Source organism: Devosia sp. MC521 (assembly GCF_014127105.1).
Classification (GTDB): domain Bacteria; phylum Pseudomonadota; class Alphaproteobacteria; order Rhizobiales; family Devosiaceae; genus Devosia.
In genome coordinates this window covers 2,426,759-2,449,667 of sequence record NZ_CP059902.1, presented here as the reverse complement: position 1 = coordinate 2,449,667, position 22,909 = coordinate 2,426,759, and the positions used below count along the sequence as shown (strand labels likewise).

Here is a 22,909-nt window from a genome sequence, read left to right as displayed (position 1 = left end):
TCCGAAACGACTTATGGCTTCTTGCGGAAAGCGTCGAGCGAAACGACTTTTTCGCCGCTCGCTTCAACCGGTTCGGCAGAATTTTCGTCCGACGCAGCAGAAGGGGAGGAAGAGCCGGTATCGTCGCGCTGATCATCGGCAACGTTGCTCGGATCAAACTGCAAGCCAAACTGCACGGACGGGTCAAAGAAGCCCTTGATCGCGGTGTAGGGAATGAGCAGCATTTCGGGATTGCCGTTAAAGCTCAGGCCTACTTCAAAGCTGGCTTCGTTGACCTTGAGATCCCAGTATTGGTTCTGCAGCACGATGGTCATTTCGGAATCATACTGCTTGATCAGCTCTTCCGAGATGCGCACGCCAGGAGCGCGGGTCGCAAAGGAAATGTAGAAGTGGTGATCACCCGGAAGGCCGGTGCGCGACACCTCCGCCAATACCTTACGCACGACGCCCCGCATCGCTTCTTGCGTGAGGATATCGTAACGCATGTGGTCTTCGGCCATTGGGGCTTCTCCCGAGAGTAGTGTCGAATCCGAACGGCTCATATCAGCCCTACGTTCCCTGATAATTCAAGAACAAAGACGGATTTTTGCGATCGGATTGGAGATTGAGTGCAGGCTTCTGTTGCCAGGTGCCTGCGAACCCCGCCTATCGCCCGGCTAGGGGCGGAGGACTTATTTCCCAGATGTCGCGCAGCTTACGCTGCGAGAGCTACTGGAGCCTTATTGTTGTCATTTGCAACTATAAGTTTTAGTCCGATAACGGTGGTACCATGCCGAGCGAAAGCACACTCTTTACGCCCTCGTCGATCCTGTTTCGTCCCCATTGGCTCACCTCATAAAGAGGGGAGATGGTGGAGACGCCGGGTACTGCCCCCGGGTCCGATGGGTTTATTACAATGACAGTTTATCGCCATAGCTCTTGCGAGCCCCTTCTATATAGGTGACTGGGCGTAAGGATGCAAACGCTCTGCATAAAATTCACACGGGATTAAGATCGGATAGGTCAGTTTGCTCTGTGTAGGAGTAACTATGCCGCCCCGCCTTTATCTCGTACGATCTAACCGCTCGCGCCGATCTCAGCGCATGCCGTGGTGGGTGAAATTCCCCATCGCCTATGCGATTGCAGGCTCGTTTATGCTGGGCGCTTTGGTTGTTGTAGGCGTCGACCGCAGCGGGTTGGCGCAATGGCTTATCGAGCCACGGATCAGCGCTGTTGCCTCGACCGGTGTTGCGCCGTCTGGCGTGGCGATGCCCGCTAGGACGAGCGCACATTTTTCTGTCTGCAGTTCGAGAAATCGCGTCACCTGCGTTGTCGATGGCGACACATTCTGGCTCGATGGTGTGAAATATCGCATCGCCGATTTGAATACGCCCGAAGTCAGCAGCCCATCTTGCCCGCAGGAAGCGGCATTGGGCCAGCGCGCAACAACGCGCCTTGTCTCGCTGTTGAATGCGGCGCCTTTCACCTTGGGCGATTATGAGCGTGACGAAGACCAATATGGGCGCAAACTGCGCATCGTCGAGCGCAATGGCCGATCCATCGCAGACACCATGATCGCAGAAGGTCTGGCCCATCCATGGCGCGGCAAACGCGAAAGCTGGTGCTAGACAAGCTGGCCCAATTCACGCTTTTCTAAGGTCCGGGGGAATTGGAGGGGCCTATGGAATTGCAGCCAATTGAAGGGCGTAGCTGCGAAAGCTGCACCGCCTGCTGTTCCTTTGCGCCAATCCGCACGGAAGAACTGCAGAAGCCCGCCAATTTTTTGTGCCTGCATTGCGCCGAAGGGCAGGGCTGCACCGTCTATGATGTGCGTCCAACCGTGTGCCGCGGCTTTTACTGCGGCTACTTCTTCCTGCCTGAGTTGAGCGAGGCATGGCATCCTCTGCGGAGCGGCGTGGTCATCCGCTCAGAGCATTTCGACAATGACACGATCACAATTCTCGTTCTTGAGCTAACCGCCTTCCTCATTTCCGAAGAGTTCGCGGCTCTCGTCGGCGCTTGGGTTGATGAGGGCATTAGTGTTGAGTTCGAGCGTGTCGGACCTCTTGGCCATTTGCCCGCCAAGATGCGGATCAACGAGATCTTGGAAGAAGCGGTCGCGGCGCGAGACTTGCGTGGCATGCAGACCATGTTCGCGTGGGCGCTAGCGCATATCGACAAGTCGCATGTTTGGGAGAAGGACGAGACTGAGTTTGTCAGTCGCCTCGCCTGAAGCAGGCAATACCGTCTGAGACAGGTGCTGACAGCATTCTATACGGGAGTAGGATGCCGCTCTGGCTTGCGCCACCGCAGTGTCAGTATTGCTCCATCCATAAAGCAAGGGAACAAACCCATGTCTTCCGATCCCGCCGCCCGTATTGCGCATGCGTCCGATAGGTTTCTCGGCAAGGATATGGAAAATCTGACCGACCAGGAACGGAAGGTCCTTGAGCAAACGATAGAGCGACGCACGCTATCGCGGGATACGCAGGCGCAATTCAATGACAGTCTGACCTTTGGACAGCGGTTGGCCGACAAGGTCGCGGCCTTTGGCGGCTCATGGGTTTTTATCGCAGGGTTTGGCGTGGTGTTGGCGCTTTGGGTGACGACCAATCTGCTATTGGCCGGTCGGGCATTCGATCCCTATCCCTTCATCTTTCTCAATCTGATGCTGTCGATGCTGGCGGCCGTGCAAGCGCCGGTCATTATGATGAGCCAGAACCGACAGGCGGCGAAGGATCGGGAGGTTTCTTCCCATGATTATGAGGTGAATTTGAAATCGGAGATCGAGATCATGGCCCTGCATGAAAAACTCGACCGGCTTCGCGAAGAGGAAATCCGCGGTCTCATTTTGCGTCAGCAGGAGCAGATCGCAACTTTGACGCGACTTATCGAGAAACACCTCGGCGGCGAATCGCGCTAGTTATGGGTCATGCAGCCGTACCTAAAACTCCTCTCCGATATTCTTGAAACCGGTGCCGACAAGTCGGACCGTACCGGAACCGGTACGCGATCGCTGTTTGGCTATCAGATGCGCTTCAACCTCCAAGAGGGGTTCCCGCTGCTGACCACCAAGAAGCTGCACTTGAAGTCCATCATCTATGAACTCCTGTGGTTCATTCGCGGTGAGACCAATGTGCGCTGGTTGCAAGAGCGGGGCGTCAAGATTTGGGACGAGTGGGCCGATGAAAACGGCGATCTTGGTCCGGTCTATGGTTCGCAGTGGCGCAACTGGCCGGCGCCCAACGGTCGTCACATCGACCAGCTCGGTGCGCTTGTTGAAAGCCTCAAGCACAAGCCTGACAGCCGCCGTCACATCGTTTCGGCCTGGAACCCGGCGGAAGTGGACAATATGGCGCTGCCGCCATGCCATTGCCTGTTCCAATTCTATGTCGCCAACGGCAAGCTCTCTTGCCAGCTGTACCAGCGCTCGGCGGACACTTTTCTTGGCGTGCCGTTCAACATCGCTTCCTATGCACTGCTCACCCATATGATGGCGCAGGTGTGCGATCTCGAAGTGGGCGACTTCGTCCACACGTTTGGCGACGTGCACATCTATAATGACCACTTTGAGCAGGCGAATTTGCAGCTGACGCGCGAGCCGCGCCCACTGCCTAAGCTGATCATGAACCCAGAACGCAAGCGTCTGGAAGATTTTGTGTTCGAGGACTTTGCGTTTGAGGGCTATGATCCGCATCCGCATATCAAGGCGTCGGTTTCCGTATGAGCCGCACTCTCGAAGAGCTGACCGGTCTCGTCGCCAAGATTTCCGACCTTTATGCAGAGCGCATGAATGTCGAACGCAATGACGATTGGTTCATCCTCAAACTCCAAGAAGAGCTTGGCGAGCTGACTGCGGAGCATCTTCGCCTATCGGGTCGCGGGCGGCTCAAGGGCATGAGCGAAGACGAGATCAAGCAGAAGCGCGATGATGAGGCTGCTGACCTTCTCGCAATGATGCTGCTCTATGCGCGCCACAACGGCATTGATCTTGATGCCGCGCTCGACCGCAAGTGGTTCGCTTATTTCAATCGCCCCGATTAGGGGATCGCGACGAGTACTGCGCCCACGCCGATCAGAGCCACGCCAAGCCAATTGTGCACGGCCAGCTTTTCTCCGAGAAACAGCGCTGCGAAGAGAGCGACCATAACGACGCTGAGCTTGTCGATGGGCGCAACTTGCGACGCTGGCCCCATTTGCAGCGCACGGAAATAGCACAGCCAAGATGCGCCCGTGGCGAGGCCCGACAGCAGCAGAAACACCCAGGTTTTGCCGGGAATAGTTTCGAGCTTTTGCCAATGGCCAAAAGACACAACAATGGCCGCTGTCATGGCCAGAATGATGATTGTCCGGATCAGCGTCGCCATGTCCGAATTGATGTTCTGGACGCCGATTTTGCCGAAAACGGCGGTGAGCGCCGCAAACACTGCGGACAGAAACGCCCAAAATTGCCAAGTCTGAACCATGATGTGCGCGCTCTAAATACTTGCTCGGATGCTGTGCTGAAGAATGCTCTAGTCTAGGCTCAGGCTGCTGTCAGCTTTCGTCGGCTGTAATTCAGCGAATTTGCTGGTTTTGCGCTGCGGCTGAACATGCTTAAACCGGAACAAGGCATTTTGACGAGATTCCTGCTCCCACGAGGAGCGGGCAGAGTGGGGAGTTCACATGCGTTTCATCGCCCTTACGGTGGCTGCCGGAATTTTGGTGGGACCCAGTTTTGCCAATGATACGTCCGTTCAACTGACGACCAACGGGCTCAACTTCGTCACCAATGACCACATCTCGATGGAGAGCGAGGAACTCTACATCTCGGTCGACGAGATCCGCGTAAAATATGTCTTCCGCAACAATAGCGACAAAGATATTGAGCAGCTCGTTGCCTTCCCGATGCCCGACATTGATTTTTCCTATCATAGCCCAGTGTCCTATCCGACAGGGCCGCTCGACAACCTCTTTGAGTTTGTGACGACCTTCGACGGCGAAGAGCTTCCCGCGACGCTTTATGAATATGCCATGGCCGTCGGGGTGGATCGAAGCGCGCTATTGACCAGCATGGACATCCCCTTGGTCAATTTCGCCGACGAGACCCAAGACGCACTCAATGGTCTGTCGGCGGAGGACAAGAGCGCGCTTCAACGTCTCGGCATTGTTCAGCGTGAGGTTTATGATTTGGGCGAGGGCAAGGTGCAGGATGATACCTATCCGCTCTGGACCTATCGCGCCTCCTATGTTTGGGAGGCGACCTTCCCAGCCAATGATAAGGTTGTGGTCGAGCACAAATACCGCCCAAGCGTTGGCGGTACGGTTGGTACCAACGTCCTGCTCACCGGCGATCCGGAAAGCGGCTGGGACCCGCAGGGCGAATACGCAACCAAGTACTGCGTCGATGAAGGCTTCCGCAATACAGTGCGGAAATCCATTCCGAAGGGCGAGGAATACGCCCCTTATTGGGATAACTGGATTTCCTACATCGTCACCACCGGCAATAATTGGGCAGGGGGGCAAATCGAGAACTTCCGTCTCGTTGTCGACAAGGGCGACCCGAAAAATCTGGTGTCGTTTTGTGGGGACGGCGTCAAGAAAATCGGGCCAACGACCTTTGAAATGGTCAAAACAGATTACTGGCCCTCAGGAGAGATCGACATCCTTCTGCTGCGCCATTCCGATCAGCTGATGAACTGAGGACCGTATCCCATGCTGCTTGCCTTGATTGCCGCGGTGGCGCGGAACAGTGTCATTGGGTCTGACCAGACAATTCCGTGGCGCATTCCGTCCGATTTCGCGTGGTTCAAGGCAACCACTATGGGCAAGCCCATGATCATGGGGCGCAAACAGTTCGAGACTTTCCCTAAGCCCTTGCCGGGGCGCCCGCATATCGTGGTGACGCGGCAAGAAGACTATGCGGTTCCAGAGGGCGTCCATGTCCGCGCAAGCCTTGAAGCAGCCATAGAATTGGCCGCGAGCTTGGCCGGTGCGCTGGGTGTTGACGAGCTCATGGTCATCGGCGGCGGGGAGATTTACGCGCAAGCCATCTGCAAGGCGGATCGGCTCTATATCTCCCATGTCGAGCTCGAGCCGGCGGGCGATGTTGTCTTTCCTCAGGTCGACCCCGAAATCTGGCAGGTTGTGGCCGAACCACATGTTGAACCGTCGGAAAAAGACGGCGCGCCATATTCCATTAAGGTCTATGAAAAGCGCCAAGCGCTCGCGGATTGATACGCGGGTGCGCATGCCTATATAAGAACGAACAGATTTTCTCTTAGACACCGAAAGGATTGCGATGCCTTGGGAGAATAATGGTGGCGGAGGCGGCCGCAACAATGGCGGCCCTTGGGGCCAAGCGCCAGGTGGTGGCGGCAATAGCGGCGGTGGCGGCGGCGGTGGTCCGCGTCGTCCGGGCGGTAATCCCCCCAATCTCGAAGACATTCTCAATCGTGGCCGTGACCAGTTTAAAGGTAACGTTCCAGGTGGGAAGTGGCTGTTTATCGGCGGCTTCCTCGCGCTAGCAGCGTTTTGGGTGTCCAACTCTATCTACACCATCAACCCGCAAGAAGTGGGTGTTGAACTCCGCTTCGGTAAGCCGAAGCCAGAGATTTCGGGCCCGGGTCTGCACTTCATGGTGTGGCCTGTTGAATCGGTTGAACGTGCAACCACGACCGTCAATCAGACCCAGATCGGTGCAGCGACTGCATCGTCGCGCAGCAATGCGGGCGACGGTCTGATGCTTTCGGGCGACCAGAACATCGTCAATGTCCAGTTCTCCGTGTTCTGGGCGATCAACGATCCGGTCTCTTACCTGTTTAACGTTCGCGATCAGGAATCGCTGGTGCGCTACGCGTCTGAAAGCGCTATGCGTGAAGCGGTTGGTCGTCGTCCGGCTCAGGACATTTACTCTGACGACCGTGCCGGCATTCAGCAGGAAGTTCTGCGCATCACTCAGGCGACGCTGCAAAGCTACGGCCTCGGCGTGAATGTCAGCCAGGTGCTGATCGAGAATGCTGGTCCTCCAGCTGACGTTATCGATGCCTTCAATGAAGTGCAGCGTGCGCGTCAGGACGAGACACGTCTTCAGGAAGAAGCCCGTTCTTACGCCAACACCCTTCTCGGTAACGCTCGCGGTGAAGCCGCAGCGGCTCGTGAAGATGCTGCTGCGTATAAGAACCGCGTCGTTCAGGAAGCAACCGGTGAGGCGGAACGCTTCAACTCGATCTATGCTGAATACGTGAATTCGCCAGAAGTGACCCGTCAGCGTCTCTTCCTCGAAACCATGGAACAGGTTCTGGGCAGCTCCGAAAAGGTGCTGATCGAGCCAGGTGCAACTGGTTCGGGCGTTGTTCCCTATTTGCCGCTGCCAGAATTGGGCAAGCGCAACACCACTGAAGGGAACTGATCATGAACCGTCTTTATGTTCTCGGCGGTCTGGTTCTTGCCGCCCTCTACGTCGTCTTCTCCTCGCTTTACGTCGTTGACGAACGCGAGCAGGCCATTGTTATGCGCTTCGGTCAGATCACCGACGTGCGCACCGAGCCGGGCATCTACTTCAAGATCCCGACCGACTTCGTTGATACCGTTCAGATGATCGATGATCGTCTGCTGCGCTATGATATCTCGAACATGCGTGTTCAGGTGTCGGGCAACGCATTCTATCAGGTTGACGCATTCCTGACCTACCGCATCGCTGATGCGCGTTTGTTCCGTGAGCGTGCGACCGGTCAGCTTGCAGTCGCTGAAGCCCGTATCGGCGCAAGCCTCGATGCGGCTCTGCGTCAGGTTTACGGTCTGCGTGAATTCTCCGACGCTCTGTCTGATCAGCGCGCGCAGATGATGCAGGAAACCCGTGATCTGATCCGTCCGGATCTGGCAAATCTCGGCCTCGACATTGTCGACGTACGTATCCTGCGTACCGACCTCGATGCTGAAGTTTCGGCAACGACCTTTGAACGTATGCGTGCTGAACGTCTTGCCGAAGCTGCATTGCTTCGTGCTCGTGGTCAGGAACAGGCTCAGAGCCTGCGCGCTATCGCTGATCGTCAGGCGGTTGAAATCGTCGCGGCTGCAACCCGTGATGCGGAAATCCTCCGCGGTCAGGGCGACGCTGAACGGAACCGTATCTTTGCACTGGCTTATGGCCAGAACGAAGAGTTCTTCCAGTTCTACCGTTCGATGGAAGCCTATCGTACGTCGCTGGCAAACACCGGCACGACGATGGTTCTGTCGCCAGACAGCGCTTTCTTCAGCTACTTCGGTTCGGGCGGCGCGCTGCCAGAACGCGGCGAAATCACTGGTGCTCCGATCCAGCCTCTGGTTGTTCCAGAAGTTGTCGATGCACCGACTGAGCCACTCCTCGACGGCCTTGGCCTGCAGGACACCACTGTTCCAAGCATCACGCTGGAAGATGGTACGGCTTTGCAGCCAACCGTGGGTATTGAAGCTCCGGCCCCCGTTGAACCAGTGGTTCCGACTGAAGCCGAGCCTGCTGCACCAGCAGCTCAGTAAAAGCTGACTAGACATGATAAAGGCCGGCGCAGGAAACTGCGCCGGCCTTTTCTATTGGATCTTGGTGTTGGCTTAGCGGACGAGTTCTTCGTCGTCATAGCCTTGCAGATAAAGCAGGGCCGTGAGGTCGCTGTGGTCGATGCGGTAGCCTGCGGCCGCCGCTACGACCGGCTTGGCATGCAGCGCGACGCCCATGCCGGCAATGGCGATCATATCGAGGTCATTGGCACCGTCGCCCACAGCCATGGTCTGGCTCAGCGACAGACCCTTTTCTTGGGCGAGCGTTTCAAGGCGTGTACGCTTGGTGGTCTTGTCGACGATGGGCTTGCTCACTGTGCCGGTGAGGTTATCGCCGTCGAATTCGAGAACATTGGCGATGGCCTCGTCAAAGCCGATGCGCTTGCCAAAATAGTCAGCAAAGAAGGTGAAGCCGCCCGACACCAGCGAGGTGTAAGCGCCATAGGCCTTCATGGTCTGGATCAGCGTACGCCCACCCGGCATGAGGGTGATGGAGCCACGACGAACCTCGTCCATGGCAGCACGATCAAGGCCTTTGAGGAGAGCCACACGCGTGTCTAGCGCCTGTTCGAAATCAAGTTCGCCGCGCATAGCGCGTTCGGTGATTTCGGCAACCTTGTCTTTGAGGTTCAAGGCAGCGGCCAGTTCGTCGATGCATTCCTGCTGGATCATGGTGGAGTCCATGTCTGCGACAAGAAGCTGCTTGCGGCGACCATAGGTGGGCACCAAATTGACGTCCACTGCGCGCGTGCCAATGATTTCGCGCGCGAGGGCGAGAGCGTTCTCAGCTTTTGGCTCAATGATATCGCAGGCGATACCATTGTTCAGCCAGTTGAGTTCTCCGCCTATTTCCGCCACGACAGCTTGAGCAAGCTTGGTGTCGAAATCAGGATCTGCAGGGTTGGCGATCAGGGAAAGAACCGGCATGGATAAAGCGACTTTCGGGAGAACGAAATGATGGCCCAGAGGCGCGTGGTTCTGATAGCGGGTCCGACTGCCAGCGGCAAGTCGGCGCTGGCAATCGCGCGCGCCCAGACGGGTGGCGGCGTGATTATCAACGCCGATTCAATGCAGGTTTATAACACGCTTCGTGTTGTGACAGCGCGTCCATCTGTTGAAGACGAAGCGCAGGCCGAGCACCATCTCTATGGCGTTGTGCCTGTCGCTAAACGGTTCTCAACCGGCGAATATATCCGAAAAGTTAATGCGTTGATTCAAGAGGTCGATCCAGCGCGTGAGCTGATCTTTGTCGGCGGCACAGGACTTTACTTCGATGCGCTGACGAAGGGATTCGCAGACATCCCAGAAGTGCCTCAAGCCGTTATGATTTCGGTTGAAGAAGAGATTGCCGATTTTGACGAGGCTGAGCGTATGGCGCTGCTCGCGGCGGAAGATCCCATCACCGCATCTCGGCTCAAGGTTGCTGACCCTCAGCGTGTGGTTCGGGCGCTCTCGGTCAAGCGGGCAACGGGCAGGGCGCTGTCGTCTTATCAAGACGAGCCGCAGGCTGGAATTTTGGCTGACGCCGATATTGAGCGCTTTGTTATGTGGCCCGAACGCGAGGTGCTGCGCGAGCGTATCGCCCATCGCTTTGACCATATGTTCGACAATGGCGCTGTGGAGGAGGTGAAGGCGGTGTTGGCGCAAAACCTCGACCCGATGCTGCCTGCCATGAAGGCAATTGGCGTACCGGAAATTGCGGCTTGGCTGAAAGGGGAAATGGATGAGGAGGAGGCGATCCGTCTCGCCACGACTGCCACCCATCAATATGCCAAGCGGCAGCGAACGTGGTTCCGCAACCGCATGGCTGATTGGCCAAGACTGGGCCTTGGAGGAACCCCGCTTTAAGCGGGGTTCAGTGTTTTGAGCAGTCCGAGGCGTTCGCGATAGGCAAATCGCCCGACCAGCAGCACAGCCACGAAGGCGAGGCCGACAGCAAGACCGAGCCAAACGCCCAAGCCTTCCATGCCGAAGGTAAAGCCCAAGACATAGCTGGTCGGTAGCCCGATGAACCAATAGCCAAAGATGGCGATCCACATGGGCACCTTCGCGTCGCTCAGGCCGCGCAGCGAATAGGCTGCCGTAACCTGAGCGCCATCGACCAGTTGGAACAGGCCCGACACTGCGATGAAGGTCACAGCAAGATTGATCGCATGGGCGTTGGACTCGAGCGTCGGATCCAAAAACACCCCGGCAATCTGTCGACCCGCGAGCAGGAACAGGGCGCAGGAGAACACCATGAAGCCGGTTCCGAGGATGAAGGACGCCCAGCCGGCGCGCCGAATGCCTTCCTTGTCGCCGCGACCATAGGCCAAGCCGACGCGGACAGTTGCGGCATATCCCAAGCCTAGCGGCACCATGAAAGCGGTCGACGAGCATTGTAACGCGACGGCGTGCGCCGCAATCGCGTCTGTGCCGAATTGGCCAATGAGCACCGCAGCGGCGGTGAATAGCCCGACTTCCGCCAGTGTCGTCATGCCCATCGGAACACCAATGCGGAAGATTTCCTTTAGGTGCCCCCAGTCCGCCTTCCAGAAGCGCACGAGGATGTTGAAGCGCTTGAGTTTGCGGTGACGTAGCACATAGGTCAGCATCATCGCGAACATCGCCAAGTTCGCCACGAGCGAGGCAACGCCAGCGCCACGAATGCCCATTTCCGGCAAACCAAAATTGCCGAAGATGAGGCTGTATGCGATCAGCCCATTAATGAGCACGCCGAAGATGGTGATGATCAGAATGGGACGGGTTATGCCGGTCGCTGACAAAAACGAGCGCAGCACCATGATGCCGAGCGCCGGGAACAGGGAAAACGCCAGAATATTGATGTAGCTCTGGCCATGCGCGACCGTGTCGAGGTCTTGGCCCAGATGCTGATAAATATTCTGAAACTGTAAGATCAGCGGCACAAGCACCGCACAAATCATGAGCGCCGCCCAGAAGCCCTGGCGCACGACACGGCGCACGGCCTTGATGTCTCGCTGCCCACGCGCTTGCGCAACAAGCGCTGATACCGCCGCGACAATCCCGGTGCCGAGCAGCATGAAAGGGGTATAAAACGTGGAGGCCAGCGTTGCCGCTGCCAGATCGGATGGGCCGAGCCAGCCGACCATGACGACGTTTGTTGTTTGCAGGGCGTTTTGAGCAAGCTGAGCAATAACCAGCGGCCAAGCGAGAGAAAAACTCTCGATAAATTCCCGCCCCCAGGCGCCACGCGAAGCACGCTCTGGCATTGGCGCGACCATCTCACTCATATTCAATACTCTCTTAGAGAGTGATCCTCTAGACCATTCGCTGGCGCTATAAAAGGGCGGCTAAGGAGTTGGACATGATTGTGTTGCATCGAGGCCTGCTTGTCGTTGCGGGTTTGCTTGGGGCAAGCGGCGTCGCTGCTGCGGCTGCATCCTCCCATATGGTGGACTCGCGCAATCTTTCTGCCATCGCGGCGGTCTTTCTATCCCATGGCCCTGCGTTGTTGGCGGTTGGCCTCTTTGGTCGGTCTCGTTCCTTCGCCTTTTCGGGGGCAATTCTGGCGCTCGGGACGCTGATTTTTGGAGCGGATTTGGCGTTGCGTGAGTTTCTCAGTGCACCACTTTTTGCAGGTGCGGCACCGATTGGCGGTGGGCTTATGATTTTGGGATGGCTTGGATTTGCCCTAAGTGGCGCGGGCCTCGCTAAATTAAAGAAATAATTTGGGCGGAATTCTGGAACCATTCACGGATGTCGCGCATTTTGGACGCGGAAGTTATCGTGGAGGATATTCCATGCTTAAGATTTTGGTGGTCGCAGTTGCGGCTCTCTCGCTCACCGCATGTACTGCTAGCCAGCAGGGTGCAACCGTTGGCGGCGTCGGTGGCGCGGTCGTAGGGTCGGCAATCACCGGCGGCAGTGCAGCTGGTGCTATCGTTGGTGCTGGTATCGGCGCGATCGCCGGGGCGGCTGCTGGCGATGCTCTGCAAAGCCGTAACTATAACGGAAATCCAAATCAGTGCGTGTACCGCAACCCACGCACAGGTGTGCAGTACGTAGCGGCTTGTCCGCGCGGCTAACACCGTCTCTAGATGCCGTAGCGCCCCCTGCGGCGTACGCCCTTTTGGGCGTAAGACACCCGGTCGGCCCCCCGGCCGGGTGTCTTTCACTTACAGTGAGTTCTGCCTTGAAAATTGTTCAGTCTGCGTAGATAATCGGTACTAACGTGCCACTCGACTTGCGCTAACTGAACGACCGGGCTTCCGGAAACTAGGCTACCTCCTGATCTGGTGAAAATGTACGTTCTGACAACTTGCTGTCAGGCTCACCCAACGCTGCGCGAGCAGCATCTACGACCTCGAGGTCTTGCTATGTCTACTATTACGGGCACCGTGAAGTTCTTTAACACCACTAAGGGCTACGGTTTTATTTCGCCTGAGAACGGCGAAAAAGACGCGTTTGTGCATATTTCTGCATTGCAGCGCTCGGGCCTACAGAGCCTGAACGAAGGCGACAAGGTCACCTTCGAACTCGAAACCGGCCGTGACGGCAAGGTTTCCGCAGCAAACGTTGCACTGGCACGCTAATCGAGCTTTTCGTCTCGATATAACGAATTTTGATTGGGCCCTTCGGGGCCCTTTCTGTTTGTGGTGTGGACACAAGCGGCGTAGCTGTGCCAAGGAGCGACCAACCTATTTTATCCAAAGGGTCGTGACCTTGCGCGAATTGCTTAAGCATTGGAGCCCCGCCGTCGAAACGCCAGATGCGTTGCGTCAGGCCGGAGCTCTGCCATATTCGATCATCGACGGGCGCATGGCTTTCCTGCTGATCACCTCGCGCCGCAGCGGCAAGTGGATCTTTCCAAAGGGTGCTATTGAGCCTGGCTATACTGCTTGGGACAGCGCTGCGAGCGAGGCTGCTGAAGAGGCGGGTGTTGTCGGCACAATCTCGCAGGACGTTATTGGCAGCTACCGCGCCAGCACCGGCGGGGAAGGGGCGACTTTAGTGAATGTCGATCTCTACCCACTTCTCGTCACCGAGCAGCTCGAGAGCTGGCGTGAGCAAGGGCAGCGTCTACGCCACTGGGCGACGCTGACAGAAGCCAAGCGTCTTTTGGCCGATCGCTCATTGGCGCGTCTCGCTGTGAAGTTTCACACGGCTTATCTCGTCAAGTAAGCGAACCCTTTCGAATTAGAGAAAAGGCCCGGAACCATGAGGTTCCGGGCCTTTTTGTTCGGCTAATGCTGTTGGTGGTTAGCGAATGATCAGGCTCAGCACGTAATAGAGCACGCCCGACAAAACGGCCGATGCGGGGACGGTTACGACCCAGGCCGCCGCGATCGAGTAAACATGCTGACGCCGGACCAGGAGACGCCCTTCAGACTTACGGGCATTGGCAAGTGCCTCTTCCGGGGTGGCATTGAGCTGGGATGGATCAACGAACTTAGCGTTAACCGGAACTGCCGAGCCTTCCATATCGCGGCGCGAGAAATACTCACGCAGGAACCCGACGCCGAACACTGCACCCACAGCGATGTGCGTTGAGGAAACCGGCATGCCGAGTGCTGAAGCGACGAGTACGGTCACAGCCGCCGACAGCGCCGCACAGAATGCGCGGATTTCGTTGAGCTTGGTGATCTGCTCGCCAACAGTACGGATGAGGCGGGGGCCAAACAGCGCGAGGCCTAGTGAAATCCCGATTGCGCCAATGGCTAGGACCCAGAATGGCAAGCTGATGCCACCTGCGTCAGCCCCGCCGCTTTCGATGGCGCTCACGATAGCGGCCATAGGACCGATAGCGTTGGCAACGTCGTTTGCACCGTGGGCGAAGGAGAGCAGGGCGGCCGAGATTACCAGCGGAATGCGGAACAGGGTCGCTACATGCTTTTTGCGGTTTTCAAGGTTCATCGACTGCTTGCGCACGATTGGCATGGAAACAATCCAACCAAGTGCGGTGAACACGAAGAACAGCGTCACGACGATCGGCAGTTCAGGCTTCCAAATGCGGCTCATGCCCTTGGTCGCTAGATAAATGGCGAAGACGCCTGTCATCAGTGCGACAAGGATTGGTACCCAAACGCGCGCCGCTGAAATCTTGTCGAGGCGATTGGTGATCGTCTTCATGATCAACCACAAAAGGCCTGCTGCGCACAGCCCGCCCATGACTGGCGAAATCACCCAGCTGGTGGCGATAGCGCCAATCATGCCCCAGTTGACGACGCCAAAGCCTGCGGCAGCAATGCCGGAGCCAACGACGCCACCGACAACGGCGTGAGTGGTGGAAACTGGCGCGCCAATATAGGTCGCCAGGTTCACCCACAGCGCAGAGGCCAGCAGGGCAGACATCATCACGGTAATAAAGGTCTTCGACTCGAAGTCCGGTGCGATCAGCAGATCGCGCGCTACTGTGTTGACCACGTCGCCGCCAGCGAGCAGAGCGCCAGCCGCTTCGAAGATTGCCGCGATTACGAGAGCACCGCCCATGGTAATGGCACGGGCACCGACAGCTGGGCCCATGTTGTTGGCGACGTCATTTGCGCCAACGTTTAGCGCCATATAGCCTGCGATACAGGCCGATATGACGACGATATATGTGCCTGGCGAGCCGCCCATCGCGTAGCTGGCCCAAACTGCGGCCAGCAGAAGGAAGACCAAGGCGATGCCCGGCGCTGCGAGCGAGCGGGTTAAATTGAAGGTTGCCGTTTCCATTCCGGAAACACGCTGCAAGTCTTTGTCGAGCGCGCTTTTACTCATGTCACCAAAAGGTCATAATCTGTGTTGTGCCGCCTTTAGCACTTTGGAGGCGTCCTGCCATTAAAAAAGCCTGTGTGGCAGGCTGAGGCGATCTCAGCTGGTGATTTGCATGCGGCATTTTGGGTTGACTCAGGACTCACAATCACTTTATCAATGCGCAACGAATTTTCAGGAGAGGTCCCATGCGGGCGCTCATTCTCGTAGTGGTTAGCAGGCGCATCGGCACCGTGGGGTAAAACCCCGCGCGATTGCGGATGCGCCGAACACAAGGTCCCAAACGGGGCCTTTTTTATTGCCTTTTTTCCGCCGCGCGGGGAGAGGCGGAGAACGACGGATTTCCCTCCGGGGGAGAATTAGGAAGGGCTGAATGATGGCCGAAAAAATGACCGGCGCTGAAATGGTGATCCAAGCGCTCACCGATCAGGGCGTTGAACATATCTTCGGATATCCCGGTGGCGCTGCGCTGCCAATTTATGATGCGATGTTCCAGCAGGACTTCGTCCAGCACATTCTGGTGCGCCACGAACAGGGTGCGACCCACATGGCCGAAGGCTATGCACGTTCGACTGGCAAGCCGGGCGTTGTGCTCGTGACGTCGGGCCCGGGCGCGACCAATGCGGTGACCGGCCTCACCGACGCTCTTCTCGATTCCATTCCGCTCGTTTGCATCACCGCGCAGGTGCCAACGACCCTTATCGGGACCGACGGCTTCCAGGAATGCGATACGGTCGGCATCACCCGTTCGTGCACCAAGCACAATTACCTCGTAAAGAACGTGGCGGACCTGCCGCGCATCCTGCACGAGGCCTTCCACGTCGCCACCACTGGCCGCCCGGGTCCGGTTGTCATCGATATTCCGAAGGACATTCAGTTCGCGGTTGGCGATTACTATCGTCCAGAGCCGAGCACGCTGCGCGCCAAGTCGTACCGTCCGCAGATGGATGGCGACCTCAAGGCTATCGAAGCGGCTGTCGATATGATGCTCAAGGCTGAGCGTCCGATCTTCTACACCGGAGGCGGCATCATCAACTCGGGTCCGGAAGCCTCCGAATCCCTGCGCGAGCTGGCCGAACTCACTGGCTTCCCAGTCACCTCGACCCTGATGGGTCTGGGCGCGTTCCCGGCTTCCAACAAGCAGTGGCTCGGCATGCTGGGCATGCACGGTTCTTACGAAGCGAACTTGGCGATGCATGACTGTGACGTCATGATCAACATCGGCGCACGCTTTGACGACCGTATCACCGGCCGCGTCGATGCTTTCTCGCCAAACAGCCGCAAGATCCACGTTGATATCGATCCTGCATCGATCAACAAGATTATCCGCGTCGACATTCCAATCGTTGGCGATTGCAACCGCGTGCTGGCGGAAATGATCCGCATCTGGCGTTCCAAGACCAATCAGCCTCGCAATGAAGCAATTGCGCCGTGGTGGAGCCAGATTGAAAAGTGGCGCGCCGTTGGTTCGTTCAAATTCAAGAACTCGGACACGGTCATCAAGCCGCAATGGGCTATCCAGCGCTTGTATGAAGCGACCAAGAACCAGTCCAAGGAAGTCTACATCACCACTGAAGTGGGCCAGCACCAGATGTGGGCTGCGCAGCACTTCCACTTCGATAAGCCAAACCACTGGATGACCTCGGGTGGTCTCGGCACCATGGGTTATGGCCTGCCAGCCGCTGTTGGCGTGCAGGTTGCGCATGAAGATGCACTGGTGATCGATATCGCCGGCGAAGCGTCCGTACAGATGACCATGCAGGAAATCTCGACGGCGGTTCAGTATCGTCTGCCGATCAAGATCTTCATCCTCAACAACGAGCGCATGGGCATGGTCCGCCAGTGGCAGGATCTGCTGCACGGCTCGCGCTATGCGCATTCCTATTCGGAATCGCTGCCGGACTTCGTCAAGCTTGCTGAAGCTTATGGCGCTAAGGGTATTCGCTGCGAAAACCCAGCCGAGCTCGACGCGGCAATCGCGGAAATGCTCGACTATGACGGCCCAGTTATCTTCGACGTGATCGTCGAGAAGGACGAGAACTGCCTGCCGATGATCCCATCGGGCAAGCCGCACAATGAAATTATCCTGCCTGATACCGCTGACATCGGCGACATCATCGACGAGAAGGGACGCCAGCTGGTTTAAGCCAGCTGCGGAGAGAAACAAAAATGAACGCACATCTCCAGCCCACTGGTTCCGCCTATTTCATGGCTCCAGAAACCCAGCAGAACGAACGCCACACGCTTTCGGTTTTGGTCGACAATGAGCCCGGTATCCTCGCACGTGTCGTGAGCCTCTTCTCGGCGCGCGGCTACAATATCGAGAGCCTGACCGTCAGTGAGACCGAACACGACAGTCGACTTAGTCGCATCACTGTTGTTGTCATCGCCACGCCCAAGGTTCTGATCCAGATCAAGAGCCAGCTGGAGCGTCTCGTGCCGGTCCATAAGGTTCATGACCTTTCGGCAGAAGGCGCTTTCGTTGAGCGTGAATTGGCGCTGATCAAGGTTCGTGGTTCGGGCGATCATCGCGCTGAAACGCTGCGTCTTGCTGATGCCTTCCGTGCGCACATCATCGACTCGACCGTCGAGAGCTTTGTTTTCGAAGTCACCGGCAAGCCAGAAAAGATCGATAGCTTTATCGCTCTGATGGCTCCGCTTGGTCTCGTCGAAGTGGTCCGCACCGGTCTGGCTGCGATCAGCCGCGGCCCTGAAAGCATGTAATGCCCAATCATCCGGCGCGGTGTTCGCTCATCGCGCCGGGTGTTTTATAGTCTGCGTCTAACGGCCTAGCGCTTCAGTATTGCTCCTCGGTGGGGCAGGGCGTAAGCAGAAGCTATCTGCTGTAAGGATATCCGTCCGTGACTCTGCTGTCCGTCAATCTCAACGCCGTCGCCCAACTCCGCAATCGCCGCGATCTGCCGTGGCCGAGTGTGACCGGCATTGCGCGCGTGGTTTTGGACGCGGGCGCTGCGGGCATCACCATTCATCCCCGTCCCGACGAACGCCATATTCGGCGTACGGACGTGTTCGCTTTGGCTGAGCTTCTGTCCTTGGAATATCCCGATGTCGAATACAACATCGAGGGTTACCCAAGCGAAGATTTCATCACCCTGATCGAAACCATCAATCCCCATCAAGTCACGCTGGTGCCGGATGATCCGAGCCAGGCGACTTCTGACCACGGATGGGATTTTGTCGGTCAGGCCGACATTCTCAACGCGGTCATCCCGCGTCTTCGTGGTGCTCAAGGGCGCCGTATCTCGCTGTTTTGCGATCCAGACGCTGGGGCTGAAGGCGTTGCTGCTGCCAAGGCGGTTGGTGCCGACCGTATCGAACTGTTCACCGGCCCTTATGGCGCTTGCTATGACAACCGGGCTGCCGCGCAGCGTGAACTCGTGGCGCTGGCTGATACCTGCGCCGCTGCCCTTGCCATTGGTCTGGGTGTCAATGCCGGGCATGATCTGACGCTCGAAAACCTGCCCGCTTTCCAAGAGCAGGTGACAGGCGTCGCAGAGGCTTCCATTGGCCACGGCATCACCGCAGACGCACTGCTCTATGGCTTTGCTGAAGCCACCCGTCGCTACTGCGCGGTCCTCGCAGACTAAAGACTGTTCGATAAAACAGAACACTGCGTTTTAATTATGCTGAAAATGGACGGATTATCGTGATCCGTCCATTTTTTGTTCTAAAAGCCTAGGACTTTCCGATACTTACATCGGTGTTACCTAGTGAGACATATGTATCTGGGAACATAATAGTGCCCACTTGTGAACGGACGAGACAGGCACATATATCGCCTCAGTTACGTTTTGTTACCAAGGAGGGCACTCAGATGTCCAAGCTCAAGATTGGCGTTATTATTTCGACCACTCGTCCGACCCGCTTCGGTCACGTCCCTGCCCAGTGGATTGCTGACAAGGCCAACGAACGCCCTGAAATCGCAGCTGAAATCGTAGACCTGCGCGACTATGACCTGCCATTCTTTGACGAAGCTGCGTCCACTGCCTGGATGCCTTCGCAGAACGCAAATGCGCAGAAGTGGCAGAAGAAAATTGCTGAACTCGACGGCTACATCTTCGTAACCGCTGAATACAACCGTTCGATCTCTGGCGCTCTCAAGAACGCAATTGATCAGGCCTATGTCGAGTGGAACAAGAAGGCTTTTGGCGCTTTCGGTTACGGTGGTGTTGGTGGCGCACGCGCTATCGAGCACCTGCGGAACATCGGTGTTGAGCTGCAGATGGTTTCGACTCGCTCGGCAGTTCACCTTGCTGGCGCTGATTTTGCCTCGGTTCACCCAGGCTTTGGCGGCACCAAGTCGCTGAACGACATCGAAGGTGCAATCGGTGGCGCGGCCAAGGACATGCTCGATCAGCTGATCTGGTGGGCCTCTGCTACAAAGCAGGCTCGCGAAGCAGACGCTGCAACTGCAATCGCTGCTGAGTAAATCACTCACGCTCAGAGACAATTTTTGTCTTGGAAGGTCGCTCGCAAATCGAGCGGCCTTTTTTTCTTGTTGAACCAAGCATCGCGCCGGGCATTGATAGTTTATGGGTGCGGGTGTATAGCGGCGCCCGCCCTGCTACAGCGAGAGCCCTAACGCTCATGACGCATTCGGAAAACACCGCGCCCAGCGTCGGTGATGTGAACGTCCCCCACAGCGATCACAAGTCCAACAATCTACCCATGCTGACCCTCGGGGCGATCGGTGTCGTCTATGGCGATATCGGCACCTCGCCGATCTACGCTTTCCGGCAGGCCATGCACGTGCGCCCGGGCGCTGCGGCAACCAATGTCGAGATCCTTGGTCTGCTCTCGCTGATCGTGTGGGTGCTCGCGCTCACCGTCGCGGTCAAATATGTGTTCTTCGTCACCCGTGCGGACAACAATGGTGAAGGCGGCACGCTCAGCTTGATGGCGCTTGCCCGCAAGACCTTCACCAACCCACCATTCTGGATTACAGCGCTCGGGATTTTGGGCGCGGCCATGTTCTTCGGCGATGCCATTATCACCCCCGCCGTTTCGGTTCTGTCAGCCGTTGAAGGCATTGATCTTGTGGCCCCGGGCATGACGCGCTGGGTGGTGCCAATCACACTGGTCATTATTGTCGGCGTTTTTGCCGTGCAAAAATTTGGCACGGCGAAAGTCGCCATCATTTTTGGCCCCATAACGGCGATCTGGTTCCTCGTTCTCGGTGCCTCGGGCCTCTTCAATATCATGCAGTACCCGGCGATCCTGTGGGCGCTGAACCCGCTGCTCGGCATCGAGTTTCTTGTCACCCACCTCGGCATCGCCTTCGTGGTGATGGGGGCAATCTTTCTTGCTGTGACCGGCGCAGAAGCGCTCTACGTCGATCTGGGGCACTTTGGTCGCAAACCGATTGTGCTGGCTTGGTTTGGCCTCGTCTTTCCGTGCCTGTTGCTGAATTATTTCGGGCAGGGGGCTTATGTGCTGCATACGGGCGTCAACAACGTTGTCAGCCCGTTCTATGAGATGCAGCCTGAATGGGCGTTGCTGCCTTTCGTGATCCTCGCCACCTTGGCGACCATCATTGCCTCTCAGGCGGTCATCACGGGCACCTTCAGCCTCACTCAGCAGGCTATCGCTATGAACATGCTGCCGCGCATGCGCGTGCTCCACACGTCGGAGACGCAGAGCGGTCAGATCTACATGCCGCAGATCAACATGTTCCTGATGATCGGCGTGCTGATCCTCGTTGCTGCATTCGGTAGCTCGGCGTCCCTCTCCAATGCTTATGGAATTGCCGTGTCGGGGGTGATGATTGTCACGCTGGCCTTGTTGCTCGTTGTCATGCGCCGCAATTGGAAATGGCCGCTCTGGGCCGTTGCCTCATTTGGCGTGGTCTTTGCTATTATCGACGGCGGGTTCTTTGCCGCGAACGCGTCAAAGCTCTTCCAGGGGGGCTGGTTCCCTGCGGCGGTCGCAGTGTTTGTCGCGCTCTTGATGGGCAGCTGGATGGCCGGTCGTCGCCGTCTGCAGGAAAAGACCCGTCGCGATGAAGTGCCGTTGCAGTTCCTCGTCGATAACCTCGCCAAGAAAAAGCCAACGACTGTGCCCGGCACAGCGATCTTCCTCACCAGCGACATCGAGGGCGCGCCGACAGCGCTCCTGCACAGCCTCAAGCACTACAAGGTGCTGCATGAGCAGAACGTCATTCTGACGGTTCGCACCTCGACTTCGCCGCGCGTGCCGGACGATGAAAAGGTCACGATCGACGCCTATAACGCGCTGTTCTTCCGCGTGGTTATCACCTTTGGCTTTATGGAAACGCCGAACCTGCCAAAGGCACTGGGGTTGGCGCGCAAGCTGGGGTGGAAGTTCGACATCATGTCGACCTCCTTCTTCCTTTCGCGTCGTTCGCTTAAAATCGGCAAGTCCACGTCGTTCTGGCACACCTGGCAGGACAAGCTGTTCATTCGCCTGTCGCGCAATGCCAGCGACGCCACCGAATACTTCCACATCCCGTCTGGGCGGGTGGTGGAAATCGGCACTCAGGTGCTGTTGTAAAAGAAAAGGGGGCGTGAGCCCCCTTTGTCATTTCCGCACGCCGAGAACCTTGTCTCGACTTTGCACCCGCACTGTTTGCACCGGCCAGTTGTCATAAGACCCATCAAGTGCCCGTCGCGCGTGGGCTGCCCATTGCGGATCGTCCATTGCCCCGCGGGCCAGCGCGATGAAGTCGGCCTCGCCACGCGCAATGATCTGTTCTGCGCCTTCAACGTCACCCAAGAGGCCCACTGCCATGGTCAGAATATCGCCCTCGGCCTTCACCTGCTGGGCGAACTTGACCTGATAATTCGCCTCGGGCTTGATCCGGCCCTGCGCAAACCCGCCGCTTGAGCAATCGATCACCTCAACACCACGCGCTTTGAGCTCGCGCGCCAGCACGACGCTATCCTCAATTGTCCAGCCGCCTTCCGCATTGTCGCTTGCCGAGATGCGCGCCATGAGCGGCTTGCTGGCAGGCCACACCGCCCGCACCGCTTCGGTCACTTCCAAAACCAGTCGCATCCGGTTTTCGCGGCTGCCGCCATATTCGTCGGTACGATGGTTGGCGAGTGTCGAGAGGAATTGGTTGAGCAGATACCCATGCGCGGCGTGGATTTCGACGGTATCGAAACCCGCCTTGTCGGCGCGGATTGCAGCGTCTGCAAACCCGTCAATGACACGCTGAATACCGGCTGCGTCCAGTGCTGTTGGCACCTGATAGTCGTCGTCATTGGGGTCGTGGCTTTCGGCACTCGGCGCCACTGGTACCCAGTGCTCATAGCCTACGGCCTTGCGCTGTTCTTCCGTTTGAAGTTCATCCGCGCCGCGCCATTCGACAGATGTCGAGGCCTTGCGCCCCGCATGGGCCAGCTGAATCCCTGCGGCTGTGCCGTGCGTGTGCAGGAAATCGACAATGCGGGCGAGGGGAGCGATGTGCTCGTCTTTCCAGAGCCCCATGTCCGCATAGGAAATGCGACCCTCGGGGACAACGCCCGTGGCCTCCACAATCACCAGACCAAAACCACCAATGGCAAAGCGCCCCAGATGAACGAAATGCCAATCATTGGCGAAGCCGTCGATGGAGGAATACATGCACATGGGCGCAACCACAGTCCGGTTGCGCAGAGTCACGTCACGAAGCGTGATCGGGGAGAATAACTCAGACATTGGTTCATCCGCTTAGGGTGGG

At 57.4% G+C, this 22,909-nt stretch carries 25 protein-coding genes and 1 other RNA gene; 19 read left to right on the top strand and 7 right to left on the bottom strand.

Annotated elements, in window-relative coordinates; all coding sequences use genetic code 11:
• Positions 1–11 precede the first annotated feature (11 nt).
• Complete coding sequence (locus tag H4N61_RS11770) at positions 12–500, bottom strand: ClpXP protease specificity-enhancing factor SspB (protein ID WP_169195166.1); 489 nt, start codon at positions 498–500, stop codon at positions 12–14.
• A gap of 107 nt (positions 501–607) precedes the next feature.
• Positions 608–965: a transfer-messenger RNA gene (gene ssrA / locus H4N61_RS11765) on the bottom strand.
• A gap of 63 nt (positions 966–1,028) precedes the next feature.
• Here ssrA and H4N61_RS18375 point away from each other — a divergent pair.
• The 5 genes from H4N61_RS18375 to H4N61_RS11740 all read left to right on the top strand — a co-directional run bounded on the left by H4N61_RS18375 (position 1,029) and on the right by H4N61_RS11740 (position 4,023).
• Positions 1,029–1,607, top strand: coding sequence for a thermonuclease family protein (locus H4N61_RS18375; protein ID WP_248305964.1), 579 nt, complete (start codon positions 1,029–1,031; stop codon positions 1,605–1,607).
• Positions 1,608–1,660: 53 nt separating this feature from the next.
• Positions 1,661–2,212, top strand: a complete 552-nt coding sequence (locus H4N61_RS11755; RefSeq protein WP_169195167.1) for a hypothetical protein — start codon at positions 1,661–1,663, stop codon at positions 2,210–2,212.
• A 120-nt stretch (positions 2,213–2,332) separates the two neighbouring features.
• Complete coding sequence (locus tag H4N61_RS11750; RefSeq protein WP_182394086.1) at positions 2,333–2,902, top strand: DUF1003 domain-containing protein; 570 nt, start codon at positions 2,333–2,335, stop codon at positions 2,900–2,902.
• 9 nt (positions 2,903–2,911) lie between these two features.
• Positions 2,912–3,706 carry a thymidylate synthase gene (locus H4N61_RS11745; RefSeq protein WP_182394085.1) on the top strand — a complete coding sequence of 265 codons (795 nt, stop codon included), beginning with the start codon at positions 2,912–2,914 and terminating at the stop codon, positions 3,704–3,706.
• Positions 3,703–4,023, top strand: coding sequence for a phosphoribosyl-ATP pyrophosphohydrolase (locus H4N61_RS11740; RefSeq protein ID WP_169195169.1), 321 nt, complete (start codon positions 3,703–3,705; stop codon positions 4,021–4,023). The genes H4N61_RS11745 and H4N61_RS11740 overlap by 4 nt, the downstream gene beginning before the upstream one ends.
• Here the strand turns inward: H4N61_RS11740 and H4N61_RS11735 are convergent.
• Entirely contained in the window at positions 4,020–4,445 is a 426-nt protein-coding gene (locus H4N61_RS11735; protein WP_169195170.1) for an EamA family transporter, read from the bottom strand. The genes H4N61_RS11740 and H4N61_RS11735 overlap by 4 nt on opposite strands.
• 199 nt (positions 4,446–4,644) lie before the next feature.
• On the opposite strand from H4N61_RS11735, the gene H4N61_RS11730 reads away from it, so the two are divergent.
• The 4 genes from H4N61_RS11730 to H4N61_RS11715 all read left to right on the top strand — a co-directional run bounded on the left by H4N61_RS11730 (position 4,645) and on the right by H4N61_RS11715 (position 8,475).
• Entirely contained in the window at positions 4,645–5,661 is a 1,017-nt protein-coding gene (locus H4N61_RS11730; protein WP_169195171.1) for a DUF4424 domain-containing protein, read from the top strand.
• 12 nt (positions 5,662–5,673) lie between these two features.
• Positions 5,674–6,195, top strand: coding sequence for a dihydrofolate reductase (locus tag H4N61_RS11725; RefSeq protein ID WP_169195172.1), 522 nt, complete (start codon positions 5,674–5,676; stop codon positions 6,193–6,195).
• A gap of 64 nt (positions 6,196–6,259) precedes the next feature.
• Entirely contained in the window at positions 6,260–7,369 is a 1,110-nt protein-coding gene (hflK, locus tag H4N61_RS11720) for an FtsH protease activity modulator HflK (RefSeq protein WP_182394084.1), read from the top strand.
• Between the two features lie 2 nt (positions 7,370–7,371).
• The gene (locus H4N61_RS11715; protein ID WP_169195174.1) at positions 7,372–8,475 is read left to right on the top strand and encodes a protease modulator HflC; all 1,104 of its coding nucleotides are present in this window, start codon (positions 7,372–7,374) and stop codon (positions 8,473–8,475) included.
• 72 nt (positions 8,476–8,547) lie between these two features.
• Here H4N61_RS11715 and serB read toward each other — a convergent pair whose 3' ends face one another.
• Positions 8,548–9,420, bottom strand: coding sequence for a phosphoserine phosphatase SerB (gene serB / locus H4N61_RS11710; RefSeq protein ID WP_169195175.1), 873 nt, complete (start codon positions 9,418–9,420; stop codon positions 8,548–8,550).
• Between the two features lie 27 nt (positions 9,421–9,447).
• On the opposite strand from serB, the gene miaA reads away from it, so the two are divergent.
• On the top strand, positions 9,448–10,341 hold the full coding sequence (miaA, locus tag H4N61_RS11705) for a tRNA (adenosine(37)-N6)-dimethylallyltransferase MiaA (protein WP_349236461.1): 894 nt from the start codon (positions 9,448–9,450) through the stop codon (positions 10,339–10,341).
• On the opposite strand, the gene H4N61_RS11700 is transcribed toward miaA, so the two are convergent.
• On the bottom strand, positions 10,338–11,744 hold the full coding sequence (locus tag H4N61_RS11700; protein WP_248306513.1) for an MATE family efflux transporter: 1,407 nt from the start codon (positions 11,742–11,744) through the stop codon (positions 10,338–10,340). The genes miaA and H4N61_RS11700 overlap by 4 nt on opposite strands.
• A gap of 74 nt (positions 11,745–11,818) precedes the next feature.
• Here H4N61_RS11700 and H4N61_RS11695 point away from each other — a divergent pair, with 74 nt between their 5' ends.
• The 4 genes from H4N61_RS11695 (at position 11,819) to H4N61_RS11680 (ending at position 13,635) form a co-directional block, all read left to right on the top strand.
• Positions 11,819–12,181, top strand: a complete 363-nt coding sequence (locus tag H4N61_RS11695) for a DUF423 domain-containing protein (RefSeq protein ID WP_182394083.1) — start codon at positions 11,819–11,821, stop codon at positions 12,179–12,181.
• Between the two features lie 73 nt (positions 12,182–12,254).
• Positions 12,255–12,539, top strand: coding sequence for a glycine zipper domain-containing protein (locus H4N61_RS11690; RefSeq protein ID WP_169195177.1), 285 nt, complete (start codon positions 12,255–12,257; stop codon positions 12,537–12,539).
• A gap of 291 nt (positions 12,540–12,830) precedes the next feature.
• Positions 12,831–13,046, top strand: coding sequence for a cold-shock protein (locus H4N61_RS11685; protein WP_169195178.1), 216 nt, complete (start codon positions 12,831–12,833; stop codon positions 13,044–13,046).
• A 130-nt stretch (positions 13,047–13,176) separates the two neighbouring features.
• Positions 13,177–13,635 carry an NUDIX domain-containing protein gene (locus H4N61_RS11680; RefSeq protein WP_169195179.1) on the top strand — a complete coding sequence of 153 codons (459 nt, stop codon included), beginning with the start codon at positions 13,177–13,179 and terminating at the stop codon, positions 13,633–13,635.
• A 78-nt stretch (positions 13,636–13,713) separates the two neighbouring features.
• On the opposite strand, the gene H4N61_RS11675 is transcribed toward H4N61_RS11680, so the two are convergent.
• Positions 13,714–15,213: an inorganic phosphate transporter gene (locus H4N61_RS11675; protein ID WP_169195180.1), complete on the bottom strand. Its 1,500-nt coding sequence runs from the start codon at positions 15,211–15,213 to the stop codon at positions 13,714–13,716.
• Positions 15,214–15,583: 370 nt separating this feature from the next.
• Between H4N61_RS11675 and H4N61_RS11670 the strand changes: the two genes are divergently transcribed.
• From H4N61_RS11670 to H4N61_RS11650, 5 genes are all read left to right on the top strand, one after another.
• Positions 15,584–17,353, top strand: a complete 1,770-nt coding sequence (locus H4N61_RS11670) for an acetolactate synthase 3 large subunit (RefSeq protein WP_169195271.1) — start codon at positions 15,584–15,586, stop codon at positions 17,351–17,353.
• A 23-nt stretch (positions 17,354–17,376) separates the two neighbouring features.
• Positions 17,377–17,931 (top strand): acetolactate synthase small subunit, encoded by a 555-nt coding sequence (gene ilvN, locus H4N61_RS11665; protein WP_169195181.1) that lies wholly within the window; start codon positions 17,377–17,379, stop codon positions 17,929–17,931.
• Positions 17,932–18,068: 137 nt separating this feature from the next.
• Positions 18,069–18,815, top strand: coding sequence for a pyridoxine 5'-phosphate synthase (locus tag H4N61_RS11660; RefSeq protein ID WP_182394082.1), 747 nt, complete (start codon positions 18,069–18,071; stop codon positions 18,813–18,815).
• Positions 18,816–19,042: 227 nt separating this feature from the next.
• Complete coding sequence (locus H4N61_RS11655) at positions 19,043–19,657, top strand: NADPH-dependent FMN reductase (RefSeq protein WP_182394081.1); 615 nt, start codon at positions 19,043–19,045, stop codon at positions 19,655–19,657.
• Positions 19,658–19,815: 158 nt separating this feature from the next.
• Entirely contained in the window at positions 19,816–21,738 is a 1,923-nt protein-coding gene (locus tag H4N61_RS11650) for a potassium transporter Kup (RefSeq protein ID WP_182394080.1), read from the top strand.
• Positions 21,739–21,765: 27 nt separating this feature from the next.
• Here H4N61_RS11650 and H4N61_RS11645 read toward each other — a convergent pair whose 3' ends face one another.
• Positions 21,766–22,887: an NADH:flavin oxidoreductase/NADH oxidase gene (locus H4N61_RS11645; RefSeq protein ID WP_182394079.1), complete on the bottom strand. Its 1,122-nt coding sequence runs from the start codon at positions 22,885–22,887 to the stop codon at positions 21,766–21,768.
• Positions 22,888–22,909: the final 22 nt, after the last annotated feature.